Annotated in this window: 19 protein-coding genes; all 19 read left to right on the top strand. The window is 39.1% G+C overall.

Going from position 1 to position 19,752, the window contains the following annotated elements:
* Positions 1-24: 24 nt before the first annotated feature.
* The gene (locus CRN97_RS04640; protein WP_179670678.1) at positions 25-1,977 is read left to right on the top strand and encodes a DUF1266 domain-containing protein; all 1,953 of its coding nucleotides are present in this window, start codon (positions 25-27) and stop codon (positions 1,975-1,977) included.
* Positions 1,977-2,900, top strand: a complete 924-nt coding sequence (locus CRN97_RS04635) for a WD40 repeat domain-containing protein (protein ID WP_097076041.1) — start codon at positions 1,977-1,979, stop codon at positions 2,898-2,900. Before CRN97_RS04640 ends, CRN97_RS04635 begins: the two co-directional genes overlap by 1 nt.
* A gap of 21 nt (positions 2,901-2,921) precedes the next feature.
* Complete coding sequence (locus tag CRN97_RS04630) at positions 2,922-3,497, top strand: acetate and sugar kinases/Hsc70/actin family protein (RefSeq protein WP_097076040.1); 576 nt, start codon at positions 2,922-2,924, stop codon at positions 3,495-3,497.
* Positions 3,487-3,954, top strand: coding sequence for a hypothetical protein (locus tag CRN97_RS04625; RefSeq protein ID WP_097076039.1), 468 nt, complete (start codon positions 3,487-3,489; stop codon positions 3,952-3,954). The genes CRN97_RS04630 and CRN97_RS04625 overlap by 11 nt, the downstream gene beginning before the upstream one ends.
* Before the next feature lie 446 nt (positions 3,955-4,400).
* A complete protein-coding gene (locus CRN97_RS04620) occupies positions 4,401-4,922 on the top strand; it encodes an SF0329 family protein (protein WP_097076038.1) in 522 nt (173 codons plus the stop codon).
* 115 nt (positions 4,923-5,037) lie between these two features.
* Positions 5,038-5,211: a hypothetical protein gene (locus tag CRN97_RS14110; RefSeq protein WP_177175715.1), complete on the top strand. Its 174-nt coding sequence runs from the start codon at positions 5,038-5,040 to the stop codon at positions 5,209-5,211.
* 148 nt (positions 5,212-5,359) lie between these two features.
* A complete protein-coding gene (locus CRN97_RS14105; protein WP_155952460.1) occupies positions 5,360-5,536 on the top strand; it encodes a hypothetical protein in 177 nt (58 codons plus the stop codon).
* A gap of 97 nt (positions 5,537-5,633) precedes the next feature.
* Positions 5,634-8,591 carry a DUF6240 domain-containing protein gene (locus tag CRN97_RS04615; protein WP_097076037.1) on the top strand — a complete coding sequence of 986 codons (2,958 nt, stop codon included), beginning with the start codon at positions 5,634-5,636 and terminating at the stop codon, positions 8,589-8,591.
* A 573-nt stretch (positions 8,592-9,164) separates the two neighbouring features.
* Entirely contained in the window at positions 9,165-9,962 is a 798-nt protein-coding gene (locus tag CRN97_RS04610) for a hypothetical protein (protein WP_097076036.1), read from the top strand.
* Positions 9,963-10,167: 205 nt separating this feature from the next.
* Positions 10,168-11,766, top strand: a complete 1,599-nt coding sequence (locus CRN97_RS04605) for a flagellin N-terminal helical domain-containing protein (protein ID WP_097076035.1) — start codon at positions 10,168-10,170, stop codon at positions 11,764-11,766.
* A gap of 37 nt (positions 11,767-11,803) precedes the next feature.
* Positions 11,804-12,280 carry a flagellar export chaperone FliS gene (locus tag CRN97_RS04600; protein ID WP_097076034.1) on the top strand — a complete coding sequence of 159 codons (477 nt, stop codon included), beginning with the start codon at positions 11,804-11,806 and terminating at the stop codon, positions 12,278-12,280.
* A gap of 160 nt (positions 12,281-12,440) precedes the next feature.
* Positions 12,441-12,866, top strand: a complete 426-nt coding sequence (locus CRN97_RS04595; protein WP_179670677.1) for a prepilin peptidase — start codon at positions 12,441-12,443, stop codon at positions 12,864-12,866.
* Positions 12,867-12,892: 26 nt separating this feature from the next.
* Positions 12,893-13,891: a hypothetical protein gene (locus CRN97_RS04590; RefSeq protein WP_097076032.1), complete on the top strand. Its 999-nt coding sequence runs from the start codon at positions 12,893-12,895 to the stop codon at positions 13,889-13,891.
* Positions 13,869-15,095: a CpaF family protein gene (locus tag CRN97_RS04585; RefSeq protein WP_242962000.1), complete on the top strand. Its 1,227-nt coding sequence runs from the start codon at positions 13,869-13,871 to the stop codon at positions 15,093-15,095. The genes CRN97_RS04590 and CRN97_RS04585 overlap by 23 nt, the downstream gene beginning before the upstream one ends.
* Positions 15,032-15,811 carry a type II secretion system F family protein gene (locus tag CRN97_RS04580; protein ID WP_143483240.1) on the top strand — a complete coding sequence of 260 codons (780 nt, stop codon included), beginning with the start codon at positions 15,032-15,034 and terminating at the stop codon, positions 15,809-15,811. The genes CRN97_RS04585 and CRN97_RS04580 overlap by 64 nt, the downstream gene beginning before the upstream one ends.
* A gap of 19 nt (positions 15,812-15,830) precedes the next feature.
* The gene (locus CRN97_RS04575) at positions 15,831-17,057 is read left to right on the top strand and encodes a type II secretion system F family protein (protein WP_097076030.1); all 1,227 of its coding nucleotides are present in this window, start codon (positions 15,831-15,833) and stop codon (positions 17,055-17,057) included.
* Positions 17,058-17,070: 13 nt separating this feature from the next.
* Positions 17,071-17,256 carry a Flp1 family type IVb pilin gene (locus tag CRN97_RS04570; protein WP_081828553.1) on the top strand — a complete coding sequence of 62 codons (186 nt, stop codon included), beginning with the start codon at positions 17,071-17,073 and terminating at the stop codon, positions 17,254-17,256.
* Positions 17,256-18,743 carry a DUF5702 domain-containing protein gene (locus CRN97_RS04565; protein ID WP_097076029.1) on the top strand — a complete coding sequence of 496 codons (1,488 nt, stop codon included), beginning with the start codon at positions 17,256-17,258 and terminating at the stop codon, positions 18,741-18,743. The genes CRN97_RS04570 and CRN97_RS04565 overlap by 1 nt, the downstream gene beginning before the upstream one ends.
* 154 nt (positions 18,744-18,897) lie before the next feature.
* Complete coding sequence (locus tag CRN97_RS04560; protein ID WP_143483239.1) at positions 18,898-19,749, top strand: TadE/TadG family type IV pilus assembly protein; 852 nt, start codon at positions 18,898-18,900, stop codon at positions 19,747-19,749.
* The last annotated feature ends 3 nt before the right edge of the window (positions 19,750-19,752 follow it).

Here is a 19,752-nt window from a genome sequence, read left to right as displayed (position 1 = left end):
TGTATAATGCGCGGAGGATATTTTATGAAAAAGAAAATGGTAGAGTTAACTGCTCTCTCTATGTCGGCGGTGCTTCTTGCAGGTTGTGGCGTGACCACTATCCACGATGAAGCCCTCAAAGCTGCCAAGGAAAATGCAGAAAAGGAAGAAGCGGCTGAAATCGATAAAAAGGAGTTAGTGGATATACCATTAGTGGATGATTCATTTTCAGATTGCACTGAAAGCAATGTGAGTAATGATTTAGTAAGATGGCTGTTGGCAACGACTGCTGTGGAGGTTCAAGGCCAAGGCCTGGATTGGCAGCAGATTGGTGGAACCAAATCAACAGCAGAGGATATAGAAACAGTAAAAAAATTCCTCAATGAAAACAATGCAAAGGATGGGGATGCTGCGTTAGAGGCAGCAAGTGCATTGGTGGAGGAAGATTATACAAAAGCATATGAGAGAGCTTACAACTTGGGCACAGCTGAGTCGATTCTGGCGGCCAGCTACTGCGCAGGTGATTTAGAGTTCAATCAGTATCTGATGCATGCAGTGCCTGTTGCCAAGATGATTCAGCAGGAATTCGATAGCTTCGACGATTACGGTGACAACTATGTGACTGGATATATGTGTCATGTTGGACAGGGGGATTGTGGCGATGCATCTCGCGTAGGATACCGAGTTGTGTTGCAGCAGGCTTTCGTTGGAATGGCTGCATATTATGATGGCGCATACGCAATCGATTATGATATGGAATTGACAGGCGAAGCATACTCTACATATTTTGATGAAATGCCTGAGGAGGTAGATATAAAGTCCCTGGAGGGCAAAGCTCCTGAATTTGTGCAAGGCTACATTGCTCCAATTGAGCTTGGTGAGAATCCAGCAAGTGGCAACATAGAAATCGATGGTGATTTGTATCATGTCCCATTTACTATCAAGCAACTTACAGACAACGGCTGGGAAATAAAGGATGCTCCTTCTGAGCTGGACGTCAACAGAGACGACACCATCAAGCTTACCCGCAACAGAAAGACCATCAAAGTCACTACCGAAGCTATTTCAGAAGGCTACACTGATGTTCAGTACGGATTTGTAGATTATATTGACACCGCCACATTGGGAGATGTAGAGGTATCACTTCCAGGTGATATAAAGTCCGGAATGGACATGGAAGATGCCAGGGATGTTATTGATAAATTCGAAATTGAAAATGATGACATGACAGATTCAATCTTGCTTTATATCTCAGATGACAGCGATAACAAGAGCAAAATCTGCATCACAGAAGAAGATGGCAAGGTTAGTTCATTCGTGCTATTTGTATCTGTTTTAAACGGACAGCAAAACATGGACCAGTACTACACCACTCTTAAGGAAGACGGCTCAAACTACAGCTACGCCCAGGCAATGACTATCAAAGCGAAGACAGACAAGTATCGTCCTGGTGCAGAGTATACAGGCCTCCCTGAGTTGGCCCTCTCAGACAGCCTGGATGATTTCACAATCCAGATTGACAACACAGTTATTCAGCTGCCAACAACTTATCAGCAGTTGTTAGAGTTGGGATTCATTTTTGACGATAGCGCAGATACCATTGTTCAACCTGATGAGCAGTACGAATTTTCCGGATACTATTTAGGAAATGAATACAGCAAAATGAATTTTATAGTCATCAATAATGGTGAGGAGGAAGCTAAATTAGGTGACATCCCTGTGCAGTACGTCCGCGCAACTATTTTTGGTTTCAACCAGTATCAAGATTTTCCATTTAAGATTGCCCAGGGAGTTGAGTTCGAAGCCACACTTGATGATCTCCAGGAAAAGTACGGCACACTCACAAAGAGCGACAACTCTTTCGATAACGGCTATGTCCAGCTTGATTACTACACCTATGAAACAGAAAAGGGCTGGTACACTTTCTGGGTACAACCAGAAGGCATGTACTCCGGCGTAGAGATTAACGTATATACGAACAAGAAGGCGGAGGAGTAATGAAAAAGGGGAAGTATGTACTGGGGGCAATTGGTGTACTTGTTGTAGAGCTAGTTTTGGCGTTTACATCACCAGACTTTCATGTGACAGCACTTATTATTCAGCTACTTATCCCGCTCGAAATCATATTGGGAATAATATGCGGGATTGTAGCCTTTATCATAATGTTAGTAAGAAAAGGATTCTTTACAAAGAGAGTCCTGATGATAATTTTCATTTTTATTGCGCTAGCATCAGCATTGGGAGGATTAGCTAGAACTTACATCCAATACAAAACGAATAAGTCTCTTGAAAAGTATCCTGATATTATCTTCCAAGGGGAAACATTTGACCCACCAGAAGAGATGTCAGTTCATTGGTACAGTCAAGAGAACAAGCTTGTAAGGGAGACTGATGAATTAGAATCAGATACCTTGGATGATGAAAGCATATTAAAACTTATCGATAATCCGGATGACTTGTATGTAAAAGAAACATGTTTTGATAGTGACGGTAATTTTTACTATATGCTAAAGGAATCGGAAGATTTTATTTACTCAGTTTATAAAGTAGATATTGAATCTAAAGAAGTACAAAAGTTATTTGAAGAACCTTGGATATACGATTTCCAGGTATCACCTGTGGATAGTAATTTGATTTATTACAATGCCAGTGGTCAGCTTAAACTGTTTGATGTTACATCAGGAACCATTTCTCTTGTAGTTGATAATGAAGGAAATGGTACGCTCATAAATCGTCAAGGCATAGTACGTATTTCCAAAGATGGTAGATATATTATGTACTGCATGGCAATCGACTATGATTTCTTAATAGCGTACGACTGCGTCTATGTTTATGACGTGGAAGAAGATACAACGCAGAAAGTAATTAAGACTAAAATGTGTGATATAGAAGCAGATAGTTTGGAGTGGAGCTATGAATAATGAAACAGGAGACGATTTGTAATGGGAAAATTTGATTCAGCAGCAGACGTAAGGATTTATGATTATAAGACAAGGTCCATACATGAAGAAAAATGCTGTTTACTAATGTTTAGAGAAAATGGAAAAATTGCTTGTTTGGGCAATGAATGTATGCAATATATTGGTAGGAGTGAGCTGGAATCGGAACCATGTATACCAATTAAACTAGGCCGAGTTGTTGATTACACAGCAGCTGAGAATTTCTTCAAATATTTACATAGAATTTATATCAAAAAGACTAACGGCAAGCCACGCTTATTTAAGAGATCCAATAAGATTTTATTATTCTTGCATGAGCCATGTTCAGAAGTGGATAAAAAAATCTACATGGATTTAATGGCCTTTCTGGGGTATGCGAATGTAATATTAATTACTTCTGAAACAAATCTTGGTGGCATGTCTCCCGAGGAAGCTATCTGGAGTTCAGAGGAAGTTCATGGAAAAATAGATTGTGCTTTTGAAATCGGGAAGAAAGATCTTAGAGAATATGCAAGATATGCAGAACAGGAGCTAAAGAAAGATTTAAAGCGATGGGGATGCGAGGGAGATGAAGAATAATAAAAAGAAAGTAATTGCAATGATGGCCATAGTGGTACTTGCACTACTATTAGTGAATAGATGTGCGTACAGCATAACATGCTATCATGCAATAAATGCTATAGAATCTTTGAGTATGCCGGATGACATAGAGATAGTGAATACACCTAAGGCGTGGGTTTCTGATGTAAATTATTCTCATGTTCGTGCAGAAATGATTATAAGATGTGAGCAAGGTGAAGAGTATGTGTCAGATTACGTTACACTTCATAATTCAGAATGGAAAATGCGCCACATAGAAATATGGAATGTAGGTGGAATGAGTGATATGGCTATATATGATTTTGAACGCCTACCCAAGGAGGAACAAGAGAAAATTCTAGCGTATGGAATGGATAAATACATAAATATAACATATGAGCGTAGAATAATATGGGCTCCAGTATCATGGTATCTTGCAGATGGAGTAGAAAAATAATTATTTTACTGGGAGATTAAGTTTATTTGCTTGTTTTCAAAATACACTTATATAAAAGAGGGAAGAGAGTTAAGTGGATTTGAAAATTGAGCAACTTACACTTAAAATCACAACTTGCTGTTAAGTGAATTAAAAATAAATACGTTTCCACTTAACTTTTATAGCAAAAAAATTGGGCCAGTTAAGTTTATTCTGAAGAGATAAAAATAAACTTAAGAGTAGCACGCGATTTGTTAAGTGAAAATCAACCATTATGTTATTCACTTAACTTTATCTAAAATTATTTAACTTATTTTAAGTTTATTTTTTAATTTTATATATTCACTTAACTGGTCACTCAGTTTTTAAGTGAAATCTATAAAATGTAATTTTTCACTTAACAATTGGATTGCGACGCAGAGATTAACGTATATAAGATTTATACGTACAGATAAAATGGGAGAACTATGGCAATAGAAAAATCATGGAGCGGAATGAGGAAGTATCTTGAAAAAGAGATGCTGGTGGACTTTCTACATGGACGTGTGAGGTACAACTGTACAACCTATCCAGGAATGGATGGCTGTCACGTATTTGAGCTATTTTTGGATGGAAAACTTTTTAAACAGTTCTCGTGGGAGACAGTGAATTCATATTTTATTAAAAATGGAATCGCAAAGAAGCCAGAGAATATGACAATAGCAGAATATTGGGAGAACTTCTGGAATCTATTAGACCAATATCCATTGCAGACACGAACAGAGTATACTGATGATGAATTTGCAAAAGCGCTTAATGTGTATCGCAATCAAGAGATTCAGGATAGCATATATTCAGAAAATCCTATTATCAAAATGTTTGCACTTCTTGATAGAAGAACCGGAAAAAGGACTCTAGAAAAGTTAAGTGATTCTATTCTTGATGAGCCGGAGTGGATACAAAGATTATATAAGTTTCGAGTGGAATCAGGAGCACGGCAATTACTTTAAAAGAATCATAAATTTTAAAAAGTTTGGTCATAGCTTTTTCACATTCTATTGTTAAACTAGCTCCCGTAGTAGTTCTTCGGAAAGAAGAATCTTCGGGGAGGAAGAAAGACGAGACATGAAAGTACAAGACTTAAGGGCATTACAATTATTATTAGAGAATGAAATGGATTTTGATTCAATTTGCAAATGCTTTCCAGGTTACAAGAAGACAACAGAGAACACAGGTTATTCAGATTACAGATTAATCAACGTGGAAAACATGATGATAAAAGAAGCTAATTGTTCATAATGTGATTGCCAACAGGCTCCCAGGTAATGGGAGCTTTTTTATTGATTTGGTTATGAAAAATAACATTGTTTTTTCACAAGATATTGTTATACTAGTACTCAAGTTAGTGCTAGATATTGTATCTAGAAATGTAATGGGAGGTACCGGTATGAAGGAACAGGATTTGAGAGCCGTAGAGGCAATGTGTAGCTGTGGCATGGATTTCGACACGCTTTGTGCTTGTTTTCCAGGTTTTTTAGCAGCGGATTTGAAAAATGTTTATGATAATTACAAGGGCGTCAGCCAGCCGGTGCCCAGCGTAGCAATGAGTGTAAATTGTTCATAATATAGATTAGATGCCGAGGAAAAAATCCTCGGCATTAATTTTTTTTACAACTCGTCCGAAATAAAGATTGTAAGAAAAATTACCGCGGAGGAACTATATGCAAATTGAAGGACTCAAGGTAACGGATTACATCAAAACAGAAGGTGCTTCAGACCAGGGATTTGGCGTAGGCACCAGCGGTATCAAGGACGATAACAAAGCAAATTTTAATACAGAATTAAGAACACTTTCAGTAGACAACGCATTCTATGATAATAGAGGAAAAATGACTGATGAAGATTTTGCCAAGGAGGTAAATGAGGCATCAGCTCTTGGCATGTCTACAGTTGATAAGGTGAAAAATATCGAGCGCGGTTGGGACGAAGAAGCTACAGCAAAAGCTCGTGAGGACGGACACAATCCAATGGATATGGAGCCAGAGGCTCTCGTTACAGTTGTGGACGAAATCAAAATGAATCTTGCAAAAGCTGGAAAAGACATCAGCAAAATGGGTGGTCTGGACCAGGACGAGATTCAGGCAATGACCGGCTCAGTGGCACAAGCAGTTGAAATGACTCGCGGCCTTTCTGACACTTTGCCAGTGGAAGCCCAGGCATATCTTGTAAAGAACGAGCTTGAGCCAACCATCACAAATATCTACAATGCCACATATTCGGCACCAACAGGCCCAAAGGGCACATCGGAGCCAACCGACGAAGACATAATCAGTCTGCTAGAAGATTTAGGAGATAAGCTAGATTCACTTATCGAACAAGTCGAAGGTGAGTTAACCGAGTCTGCGCAGAAACCTATGACACCACAGGAATTGAAAGATACTGTGGCAACCATGCTCAAGCAAGATGTTCCTATCACAAAGGAGCATCTTGAGTACATGGTTGAGCTTGGCGAGTACGAAAAACCATCGGAAGAAAATATCGTAAATGCGATAGACGATATCGTGGCAGAAGGCAAAGAGCCAACCGACGCATATCTTATCCCTGGCTACTCCCTTATGGATCAGGCCAAGAAAACTTTTGAAGAAGTCATGGGAATGGATGCAAGCTCCCTTTCATCTATTACTGCTCAGCGCCAGCTTACAGAAATCCAGCTCACAATGACAGTTGAGGCCACATTCACAATGATGAAAAATGGCATAACTGTTAACACAAGTGACCTGTCTGATCTCCTTGATAAGCTTAAATTACAGGAAACAAATCTCCTTCAGATTCTTATGAAGGCAGAAAATAACGAAGCAACAAATGCAAATGTAAATCTGTTCAAGCAGGTAATGAACGAGATGGCGGACATCCAGTCTGCGCCAGCTGCCATGCTCGGAAGATTTTCAAATATCAATGCAGAGACATTCTCTTACGTACACGAAGTCAGTGTGTCGGTTACAGCAGAATATTCTCGCATGGAAATGACTTACGAATCTGTTGGAACAGAGGTTAGAGCTGACCTTGGTGACAGCATGAACAAGGCATTCCAGAATGTGGACGACATTTTGGCAGACCTTGACATCGAGGCAACAGAATCTAGCCAGAAGGCAGTTCGCGTACTTGCCTACAACAAAATGGAAATCACAGCAGAGTCTGTTACTACAATGAAAGCTTCTACAGAAATGGTGGCTCGCACATTCAAGAGCATGACACCAGCTGTTGTTGCAGAAATGATTAAGCGAGGAGAGAATCCTCTTGATATGACTATGGAAAGTCTTAAGGCAAAAGCAGAAAGCATTAAGGCTGAATTGGGTAGCACATCTGATGAAGAAAGCTTTTCAAAGTTCCTTTGGAAGGCTGAGCACAACGCGGAAATCTCTGAAGCAGAAAGAGATGCTTACGTGGGTGTGTACAGACTTCTTCATCAAGTGGAAAAGTCTGATGGCGCAGTCATTGGTGCGTTGATAAGTCAGGGCACAGAGGTAACATTACGAAATCTTATGACTGCTGTTCGCTCAAGCAAGCACACAGGCAGAGAGTATGAAATAGACGACAAATTTGGCCAGCTGGACGAAATGGTTGTGAAGGATCTTTCTATTACAGAACAGATTGAGAAAGTCTTCCTTACAAACCGTTGCCGCGATGCCAAGGAAGCTATGACTCCTGCAAAGATGCACGTCTTTGGCGAAGAGCAAATTATGGAAATGAATGTAGACCAGTTTGCAACTGCCATGGAAGAGACTTCTGACGAACAGGCTGAAGTGGCCTACAACAATTATGTAACCGAACAGTTAAAGACAACTATTGCAGAGGATGCAAAAGTTTCTTCTATATTAGATGAATACAACTTACCTCATTCTGCAAACATGATTGCAGCAGTTGAGGCAATGGTTGAAAACAATGGCCAGGTATTCAAGGATTTATTCTCTAAGGCAACTGGCAGAGCAGCCACCACTTTTGGCGCTCTTGAAAGCATGGATGTGGACGACATTATTGAATTGGCATACTCACGTTTCGCTGATGCTTGCCATACACCTGAGGAAATGGCAGAGGCTCAGGAAGCGCTGGGAACTTTGGCTGAGAATGTCATGAAAACAATGATTGAAACGGAGGATGTCCGCACTGTAGATATGGATGGAATGAAGCTTGTCGTGCAGCAGACAAAGGTTATGTCTGAAATGGCACGCACAGGTGAAACATATCACATTCCTATTATGGTTGCTGATGAGGCCGGCAATATGAACCTGAAAATTGTCCGTGGTGAAGGTGAATCTGGCTTAATCCAGATGGCACTTCACCTTCAGACAACTGGCACAGTATCAACTTCCTTCCGCTATGAGGCAGGCTCAGTTAGCGCTACAGTAGAATGCGAAACTGCTCAGATGCGAGAAATGTTTGCTAGCCAGGCACCTATGATTGCACAGATTATGCAGGAAGAAACAGGCTTTGCTTTTAGCTTCAGCTTCACACAGTCCTTCGGACTCAGCGCAGCTGATATCTATAATATGGAGCAGGGAAATTATGAAGGACTAGCAGCAGCGGGCGCTTCCGGCGCAGCTATCCAGGACGAAATCCAGACTCAGGCTCTCTACAGCATCGCCCGTGGCTATATAAATGTAATTGCAGAATTGTTTTAATGAGAGTATGCGCGCTTCCGCGCGCATACTTCTTTTTTATTTGACAAAAAATAAATATTTTTATATATTATCAACCATATCAAATCAAAAGGCATTTATCTCGCGTACTCAGTAATGCCAAGATATCCCAAATTATTAGTAACTAAATAACTGATAAAATCGAAAGAGAACTCAAAACAGGAAAAGTGTATGGGTTTTGAAGAAAAAGTAGTAAAACCCATACAGCTGAAATTTTAAAGTGTATGGGTTTCGAGGAAAAAGTAGAGAAACCCATACAGTTGAAATTTTAAAGTGTATGGGTTTCGAGGAAAAAGCAGTGAGCCCCATACAGTAGATTTTTTAAGGTGTATGGGTTTCGAGGAAAAAGTAATGAAACCCATACAGCCGAAATTTTAAAGTGTATGGGTTTCGAGGAAAAAGTAGTAAAACCCATACAGTTGAAATTTTTGAGTGTATGGGAAATGGAGTAAAACATGCTATTCCCATACACTTTGGGGAAATGGGTGTATGGGAATTAGTGAAAAAGTGGTATAACCCATACAATTTGGAATAAATGATAGAAAAGGAATATTTATGAATAATATAAAGAAAGAATTGGAGAATCAGCTAGAAGTAATTATCGCATTACTAAAGACATCTGATAAAAATATAAGACGTTTAGAGAATATAGAGATAGAACCAGTGGAGGTAGTATCTAGAAATAGAAGGCACCTATATTATTTAAAAGAGGGGGATAAAAGAAAATATGTTTCAGGTCCCAAAATAGAAAAAGTAAAGAAGATTATTCAAAAGCAATATGAAATACAAGCCAATAAGACATTGTGTAAGCTTAAAAAGGAACTCGAGAGGTTCTTGGAACGATATGACTTCGAAGAAATATACAAAGTCTATGATAATTATAGTGATGGAAGAAAATTTATGATAGATCCTATTATAGAGGCTGAGGAAGATTTTATAGAGAGATGGTATGAAGAACATCCAGGAGGACAGAACAGCTTTTATGGAGATGGATTGTATAAAACAGATAGGGGTGAGTATGTAAGATCTAAATCAGAAAAAATAATTGCTGATATGCTGTACCAAAACAATATTCCTTATCAATATGAAGCATTGCTTGAGCTTGGCTGTACGACGGTATTTCCAGATTTTACAATCTTAGATTTGAATACAAGAAATACAGTATACTGGGAACATTTGGGGTTGGCATCTGATGAAGAATACGCTGTAAAGAATTTTTACAAGCTAGCAAAGTATGAATCTTCAAATTATAATTTGGGAGAAGATTTATTAATAACGCAGGAAGCTGAAGATATGCCATTGGACATAGAGTTGGTACAAGCAAAGATAGCAAGATTAAGAAAGAGACAATAAAATAACCTCATTGAGGAAAAAAGAAATGCAAGGCCTTGAAATACAAGGTCTTGCATTTTTTATACCTGAAAAGTTGCATATATTGGGTTAAGTTTAAGGGGGCTCGTCCGATATTAAATGTGTAAGGACATGGAAGACCTAACAATTTCAAATACACCGCACGGATGCTAGACTTGCTTTTATTACGGCTATTTAGGAGGCAACTATGAGAATTAACAATAACATGTCAGCGGTGATTACCAACAACCAACTTCTTGGTACAGAAAGTTCCCTTGCAGATGTAATGGAAAAGTTAAGTTCAGGATTTAACATCAATCATGCATCAGATGATCCATCTGGTATTGCTATTGCGGGCAAAATGCAGGCACAGATTGATGGATTAGGTAAAGCTTCAACAAACAGTAGCGATGGAATTTCAGTACTTCAAACAGCTGAAGGTGCTCTTAATGAAGTAACAGATATGATTCAGCGTATGAGAGAGCTTTCGGTTCAAGCTGCAAATGGCACAAACTCAGATTCAGAGCGTGAGACAATTCAAAAAGAAATAGATTCTCTTTTAGAGGAAATTGATAGAGTAGCAGAAACAACAGAGTTCAACACAATCAACCTTTTAAATGGTTCACTTGATAATAGAACTTATGCTGAACATGCAACTCGTATTCAGACATCTAATACAGTTCCAGCTGGAGTTTATCAGATTACAATTAATCAGGCTGCAACCCGAGGAACATCTGGAGTATCACCATTAGGTGCTACAACAGTGACAAGTTCAACAGTTAATAGTTACGATAATACAACATCTACAACTACAGTTAATACAGTTGCAAGTACAGATTTCAAAGAGTTTATTAACAACACAACTTGGGTTCAGGAAGTTACAAACAATAGCTCTGGCGATGTTGTTTCACACAGCGAAGGCTCTGGCCTTGGAATGTCAGGAACAATTACTATCAATGGAAAGGGCGTATCGCTTACACAAGGAACATCAGGCGAAGGTGTTTATGAATTATTAAGAGATACTTGCGAGCTTGCAGGAGCTATTATTTCTAACCCAGCTGATGGCTCAGGCTTCTCAATTCGGTCATTGAAATATGGTGCTCAGGCAGATTTGAAGATTGAGTTTTCGTCAAAAGAATTTGCACAGGCACTTGGTTTTGATACAACATCATGGGGCGATGCAGCAGTTGTTGAAAGTGTTGGAACAGATGCAGTGGTTGACGTCCATAAAACAGGTGGTGCAGTAGATTCAATGTTTGGCCCACAGGCGACATACCGCACAGATGGTAATCATATTATCGTGTCTGATGTAGATGGATTTGAATTATCTTTCCTTGCAGAGGCAGGATTTGATGCAACCACAGATACCGGTTCCGCAAATCCAGGAAGAATCGCATTCAACGTTACAGACATCGGCTCAATGACGCTTCATGTTGGTGCAAATAAGAACCAGAACATGGAAGTAAGAATTGCAGCAGTTACAACAGAGTTCATGTACATTGATGACCTTAGTGTAACAAGAGTGAATGGTCCAGAGGATGCACTTGATTCTCTCGACACAGCTCTCAATTATGTGACTTCAGTCAGATCACAGCTTGGTGCATATGAGAACCGACTTGAGCATACAACTAAATCTCTTGATACAACAGAAGAGAACATGACATCAGCTATTTCTCGAGTAGAGGATGCTGATATGGCAACAACTATGGTTGAGTACACAAAGCTCAACGTATTAGAGCAGGCAGGTACATCTGCACTTGCGCAGGCAAATGAGTTACCACAACTTGCATTACAGTTGCTTCAATAAATAAGAAATCAAATTTGCCTTTATAGGAGTGAAATAAATGAACAGAGATAAGATTTCAGCTTTTACCCTGAAAATAGCTTCCAGCAATGGATGTGGATTGATTTCAATTCTTTATGATATATATGAAGAATATGAAACAGACGCGCTGGAAAATTTTGAAGCTGGCCAAGTGACAGAAGCAATTGCAGCACTTAAAAAGTGCGCAGAGGTTGTAAGTCACCTCCAGAAAGATTTAAATTTTGAATACAAGGTAAGTGGAAATCTGTACGCGCTTTACGATTATGTACAGCGAAATGTATCCAAGTCCATATACAAGGCAAACACTGACGGCTTATTAGAAGCAAAAAAGGTGATGGACGAGTTAGGAGATGCCTTTGACCAGTTGGCAAAGGAAGATACATCCGCACCGATTATGCAAAATACACAACATGTAATGGCAGGAATAACTTATGGAAAAAATTCTTTGAATGAAAGTGTTATGGGTAACCAGGCAAGAAGAGGATTTTGGGCATAACAGTAGTAAATAATAAATGAGACTCTAGTTCGCTAGGGTCTCATTTTTTGTGCGCTTTTTATAAATAAAAATCTTGTTAAAAATATACAAGCAGATTTCATAGTGTCAAACGCTATAGCAATATTCCAGGATCCGGAGCATACTGTTGCGTCGACAGGAGGTGAAAAAGACGAGTACGTTTTTGATCTGGAGCATTTTGACGTCGGCATCGCTGTTTGATGCCAGGTCGTACAGGATTCCAAATCAACTAATCATCCTGGGTTACTTAGCAGGAATTTATGTGAACCTGTTGAGCTATGGATGGATAGGAATTGCATACTTCCTTATGAAAGCAATGTGGCCAATAGCATGTTTATCGCTGCTGTATATTTTAGGTAAACAGCTTGGCGCTGGTGACATCAAATTGTTTTCTGTAATGGCAACACTGGTGGGTGCAGACATTACCGTAAATACGATGATCACTTCTGTGATTCTTGCTGGGATCGCGATTGTCATTGTGAGTATATATGAAGGGCAATTAATAAGAAGAAAGCTTCATTATTCTTTTTATATAACGGCTGCGTTTTTTTTACTGCAGTATAAATGAACAAGAGAAATAATGGAGGAGTTACCATGAGAAATTTGGAAGTTGCCTTATGTGATTGCTGTGAAGATTACATATTAAAGTTTGCTTCATATCTTATGTCCAATGTGGATGCCAGCATTCATATTTTTACAACAACAGAAAGCTTCTTTTCCGATGAGGGTTGCTATGTTGTGGCGATTATGTCTGAGGATTTTAAAGAAGTTTCCGAGTTTAGACCTAAGGGAGAAGTAAAACGCAAATACTTCTTATGTGAAGAACCGGATGTAGAAGATGAGGATTACATATATAAATATCAATCCATCGACAACGTCTTGGGAAAAATAACTGAGTTACGAAAACAAAAAGGTGTAGGCGCTAGTATAAAAAAGTCTAATGGAAATTCAAAGTTTATAGGAGTGTATTCTCCTGTTGATCATGAATTGCAGCTGCCATTTTCAATGGCGCTGGGTCAAGGATACAGAACAGGTGGGAAAGTTCTGTTCTTGGATTTAGAAGAGATATCTATCATGCCGGATTTGATTGGCAGTGAAATGGAAAGAAATCTTCTGGATCTTCTATACGAAATCAATACAAGCGCAAGTGATTTTGACATAACTACATATGTAAGAAACTTTATGGGATTTGATTTTATTCAGCCATTTAGAAATCCAAATGAGCTAGGTGAGATTGAGGCAGAAACATGGAATTTGCTGTTTGATGTTCTTGCCAAATCTGATTATGACGTGATTGTAGTTTTATTTGGAAGAACAATAAATGGATTTATATCAATCCTGCAAAGATTTGAACACCTATATGTTTTAGGAAAACCTGGAGATTACTTTAAAAAAGGCCAGGAAGCATTCATGGAATATCTTGAGCGAATAAATGCAGAAGTAGATAGGGAGAGTGTAATTCTTCCTATGTCTGCAGGAAATCTGACAGATGGTACATACCAGATTCAGGAGCTGATGCAGGGCAATTTAGGAGTATTTGTAAAAAAGCTAATTAGTACGAAGGTCAAAAATGCAATTGAGTGTTACAGATGATTTAGAAAAAGAGATACGTCAGGAGGTAATGAATGCACTTGATTTATCGATGGATGTGTCTGATGAAGAAATATTAACTTTAATAAAAAATATCATAATCGAAAAAGGAAAGAACAGGCCAATTTCGCTGGCAGACAGGAAGAGAATTGAAAATCATGTCTTTAATTCGCTACGAAAATTGGATGTTCTGGAGGACTTGTTAAACGACGAAGAGATAACGGAAATAATGATTAATGGCCCGGAGAATATCTTCATAGAAAAGAAGGGCCGAGTGGTTCAGTGCAGTGAAAAATTCTCTTCCGAGGAGAAATTGAATGACATTATTCAAAATATCGTAGCTCAAAGTAACAAGATCGTTAATGAGTCAAACCCCATCGTAGACACCAGACTTTCTGATGGCTCGCGAGTGAATATCGTGTTGAAACCTGCAGCTGTAGACTACAGCATTCTTTCAATACGAAAGTTTCCAAAAGAGCAAATGAACATGGAAAGATTGAAATCCTTTGGCTCTATTTCTGAGGAGCAGGTGGACCTTTTGAGAAAGCTGGTGGCAAGCGGATACAACATATTTGTGTCAGGCGGAACGGGTAGTGGTAAGACATCTTTTTTGAATGCCCTAGGTGAATTCATACCTAGTGATGAAAGAGTTATTACTATAGAGGATTCGGCAGAGCTTCAGCTGAAAAATGTAGACAACCTGGTTCGTTTAGAGGCGCGAAATGCAAACCTTGAAGGTAAGAATGAGATTACCATCAGAGATTTGCTCAAATCCTCTCTTAGAATGCGCCCGGACAGAATCATTGTAGGTGAGTGCAGAGGTGCGGAAGCACTTGAAATGCTCCAGGCCTTCAACACCGGTCACGATGGAAGTTGTTCAACTGGTCATAGCAATTCCTGCAAGGATATGTTGTCGCGGTTGGAGACCATGGTGTTGATGGGAGCAGAGATTCCGTTGCCTGCTATTAGGCAGCAGATTGCATCTGGAATCGATATCATTGTGCAGCTTGGAAGACTCCGTGATAAAAGCAGAAAGCTGCTTGAGATTACAGAAGTGTTAGGGCTTGAGGACAATGAAATTCAATTGAATCCACTGTATAGATTCAAAGAGATAGAAGAAGTAAATGGAAGGATAGTAGGCCAATGGGAAAAGGTAGGAACCCTAGTAAACCAAGAAAAGCTAGCAGCAAATGGAATGCAGATTTAAGGCTGACAAAGGATGATTTCATGCCTCTGCTTCAAGGGATAGGGCTGACCTGTGTAATCGCATTTTTGTTTTATAGATCATTCATGGGACTTTTGATTGGTGTGGGTGTAGTGCCCTTTTGGATTCATCTAAATAGAGTGGAGAGAGTTGAAAAAAGGAAGGCGAGAATGCTTGTGGAGTTTAAGGAATTCATGATTTTGATAGTACAAGGACTTCAGACAGGTTATTCCCTGGAACGAGGAATAAAGCAGGCAGAGAACGAGCTAAAAAGACTATATCCAGACGATTCTGTTTTACTGCCGTATGCTCATGTGATGAACCAGAAAATCTCTATGAACGTGCAGCTGGAAAAGGCCTTTATGGAATTTGCGTTATCAGTAGGTTTGGAAGAGGCCACAAGTCTGGCAGAGATTATCGCATTTGCGAAGCGAAGTGGCGGAGACTATGGAAAGAATATCAGGGAGACTGCCATGAAGATAGAAGACAATCTGGCGGTCAAACAGGATATAGAAACGATCACCACAGAAAAGCGACTGGAGCTAAAGGTAATGTGTGTTATGCCAATAGGAATTCTTGCGTATATCACCCTTACGTCAAGGGGATTTGTGGCGCCACTATATGGAAATTTAGCAGGCATATTCATAATGAGCACATGCCTAATTGCATATGGATTTTTGATTATGTTAGGAAGAAAGATAATTGATATTAAGGTCTAAAAATAGGGAGGTGGGTGTCTTGCAAAAGAATCATGATTTAACCTCAAAGCAATTGATTGAAATTGTAGTTGTGTGCCTGGCGCTTGGAATAGGGCTGCTTGTACATGACTATTTGGAAACAAGAATAAACTTTGATGGAACTATAAAAAGAAGTGCAGCAGGCACAGGGAATACAACAGAAGATTTAGAGCTGAATTTTTTAGATCAGAATAAAGAATTGTCGGTTGAGGTATCTGACCAGAGTCTTTCTGATAAAGAGATATCTACAAAGATTAGCCAGGCTATAGAAGAAATAGAAGCGACTTATTTAGGGAAGAATAAATCTGCCAATGAGGTTTGCTATGACTTAAACCTGAAATCAAGCTATTGCGATGGAATGATAGATGCCAATTGGACTTTTGATAAGTTTGGATTGATTTCAAGCGATGGAAAGCTTAGAACAGCAGAAATTCCTGAAGAGGGTGAAGTTGTAAATCTGGTAGCTCAGCTGAGTTATGAGGAGACGACGGAGCTCTATAGCTTCTCAGTATTTGTATGCCATAAAAGCATCAATACACTTGATGGCCAGTTGGAAGCTATCGAGAAAGCTGTAAAAAATATAGATTCCACAACACGTGATAAGGATAAAATGGTCCTTCCAACTGAAGTGGAAGATATGAAACTTTCTTGGAAGAAGAAAATGGATTACAGAGGATTGCAGGTAATAATCCTTGGACTTGTCACAGTTCTTGGAATTCAGCTTGGGAAAAAGAAGGATGAGAAAAAAGCAAAGCAACTAGAAATAGCAGAGAAGGAAAATGATTACCCAATGATAGTCAGTGAGCTGTCGATTTTGATGGGCGCTGGTATGAGTTTAAGAAAGGCATTGGAGCGAATTATTGCTAGATATAACCAGAAAAAGAAATCGGGATTAGTTCGCCCTGGATATGAAGACATATCTGTGACATACCGCAAGATGTGTGACGGTCTAGGTGAGGTCGCGGCCCTTGAAGACTTGGGAATGAATAGCGAAAGCAAGGAGTATAGAAAGTTGGCTATGCTTCTTGCACAGAATCTGAGGAAAGGCTCTGCAGACCTAATAAGTTGCTTGGAGAAAGAAGAGAAATATGCTTTTGAAATGCGAAAGCAAAGAGCAATAAAAGCAGGAGAGGAAGCTTCAACAAAGCTTTTAATACCAATGGCAGGCATGCTTTTTATTGTAATAGTAATTTTGGTAGTGCCGGCAATTATGCAAATGAATATATAGAAAGAGGTAAAGAATGTATTATTTAATGCTTAAACAAAAGATAAAAGATTTTCTTACAGAAGAAGATGGAATTGGAACAGTAGAGATGATATTGATTTTGGTTGTTTTAATCGGAATTGTACTTATTTTTAAGGAACAGCTCAATTCATTAGTTGAGAGCATCTTTAAAACAATCAACGAGCAGGCTAAGAAGGTATAGTGGCTAAGGGGTCATTGACAGTATTTTTTGCTCTGATAATGGTTTCAGTAATGACACTGATTTTCACAATGGGCGAGTGTATTCGTATATACGAATTACAAGATTTTAGCCAGGAATATACAGACATGGCAGTGGAAAGTGGTTTCTCAGAATACAATCCATATCTTTGGACTAATTATAGAATTCTAGCGGTTGATTTGGGATATGGAAGTGGAAATGTTGGACCTGCCACATTGGAGCAAAAAATACTGGAGTATTGTACATACAATGCAAACATGGAATATGGCAGTAATTATGCCAGACTCATACCAGAATCATGTAGTGCTTCCAATTATTCGTTGCTTACAGATAGTAAAGGAGCAGGCGTGGTAATGCTGGGGGTAAAGGCTGCAAAGGATGGCCTGGCTGAGCAGATAATCACTGGTGTGCAGCAGAAAGCAGAGAGTATAAACGGTGTAGAAAAGGTTTCTGTTGAGCAGCAAGCATCAGAGGGAAAATCAACTTTGGATAATGAGAAGGCTGCATTGCAAGCGAAAAAGCAAGCAGCGGCAGCGGATGATAATCCAGATACAAATCCGTCAGATTATCCGGAACCACAAGAGGTGGAGGATAATCCATTGGATGCATTTACTGTGATGAAAGAATCAATTCAAAAAGGATTTTTGTCTACAGTAGCAGATGCGGAGAAATTATCAGATGTACAAATTGATTTAAGTGCCACACCATCCCATAGAACATTAAATGCAGGAAATATGGAGATAACCAATGGAAATGTTTTGGTTGATAAAGCATTGTTTATAGATTATCTGCTTACAAGCTACAGCTATTACGGTGTGGATTTAAAGCATGATGGCATGAAATATGAGGTTGAGTATTTGATAGCAGGAAAAGAGTCGGATATACAGTCGCTGGCTACAGTGCTAGAAGAAATCATGCTCATTAGAGAAGCTGCAAATTTTTCTACCATTATGCAAAATCCATCCATGGTTGCTCAGGCCCAGGCCATTGCAGATATTATAGCTGGGTTCACCATGAATCCAGCAATAATCGAAGCTGTAAAGTATGCAGTTATAGCAGCGTGGGCATACATAGAAAGTACGTTAGATGTACGTCTATTAATATCTGGAGGAAAGGTTCCATTGGTTAAAAATCTGGATCAGTGGACATCAGATGTGTGGCATCTTTCAAATTTCCTGGATGTAAATTGCAAAGCGAAACCAAGTGAGACAGGAATTAGCTATAAAGACTATCTCATAGGATTTCTCACATTGAATAGCAACAATACTCTGGCTATGAGAGCCTGCGATGTAATGGAAAATGCATTGAATGCCACCGAGGATTATAAAGATGTAAAGGTGGATAATATGGCATTTGCAGCAGATGTAACCATAACATATGCCGCTGATGAAATGTTCATGTCACTCTTAGATAGTAGCAATACCGTAGGCGAATACAGCTTGAGTAAACATAAATATATTTCTTATTAATACTAGCGAAAGGAGGTGTAAAAAGGTGTCTCAGTCTTATATCAATTCTGTTTCCCTAATAAAACCATTTGCACTGGTTTTAAAAATGATTGTTTATATAAATAGTTTAAAGAAAGGTAATATGCCCGTGTTTCTTAACTGCAAAAGAGAAGATATGGAGATACCTTTTTATGCCTCCTTTAAGAAAGCTAGTTACACCATTGAAGCGGCCATAATAATGCCACTTTTCATATCTTTGATGGTGTTTGGAATGTTTATTTTTAGGGTGTTGCAGGTACAGTCTGGCATTCAACAGTCCATAGATTTTGCCAGCAGAACTATGGCGGTGACTCTTGGAAATGTAGCTAATACAGGAGAGTCCAATGAGGATGTAAATCCTAATGAACAGGATCCATCTGTACATGGAGAATTGTCTGAAGCTGGACTTTTAGCAGGAACCATAACACTTGCAGGTATAGAAGTTGCAAAAAATAAAGTACCACTAGAGTTCATAGATGGTGGTGCAATAGGCCTAAACTTTCTGGAAAGCGAAGCGGAAGGCAACTACATAGATTTAAAGGTTAGCTACACCATGACATTTCCTGTTGGCTTGCTAGGCAATTTATCATTCGATGTAAATCAGCGCGCCAGAACCAGAAAATGGGTGGGGTATGACAAGGCAGAATACGAGTCCGATGGTCGTTATGTGTATATAACAGAACATGGGTCAGTTTATCATGTGAATTATTTCTGCACATATCTTAACCCTTCAGTACACAGAGTGCCCAAAGGAGAGGTTAAAGATAAGAGAAATAAAAGTGGTGCAATTTATTATGAATGTCATCGCTGTAAAAACAAAGATCCAAACGGGTTTTTGTATATTACTGATTATGGAACATCATATCATAACGATGTAAATTGCACGGAGATTAAACACAACATAAAGAAAGTGCTTTATGAGGAAGTGAAGGATACAATGGCACCTTGCAGCAAATGTTCTGCAGGAGAGGCTCATGATGAGGAGTAAGAG

Origin of the sequence: Pseudobutyrivibrio ruminis DSM 9787, assembly GCF_900218035.1 — a bacterium.
In the GTDB taxonomy this organism is placed as follows: domain Bacteria; phylum Bacillota; class Clostridia; order Lachnospirales; family Lachnospiraceae; genus Pseudobutyrivibrio; species Pseudobutyrivibrio ruminis.
The sequence above is the reverse complement of the archived record's forward strand: the minus strand, read 5'-3'. Positions and strand labels throughout refer to the sequence as shown.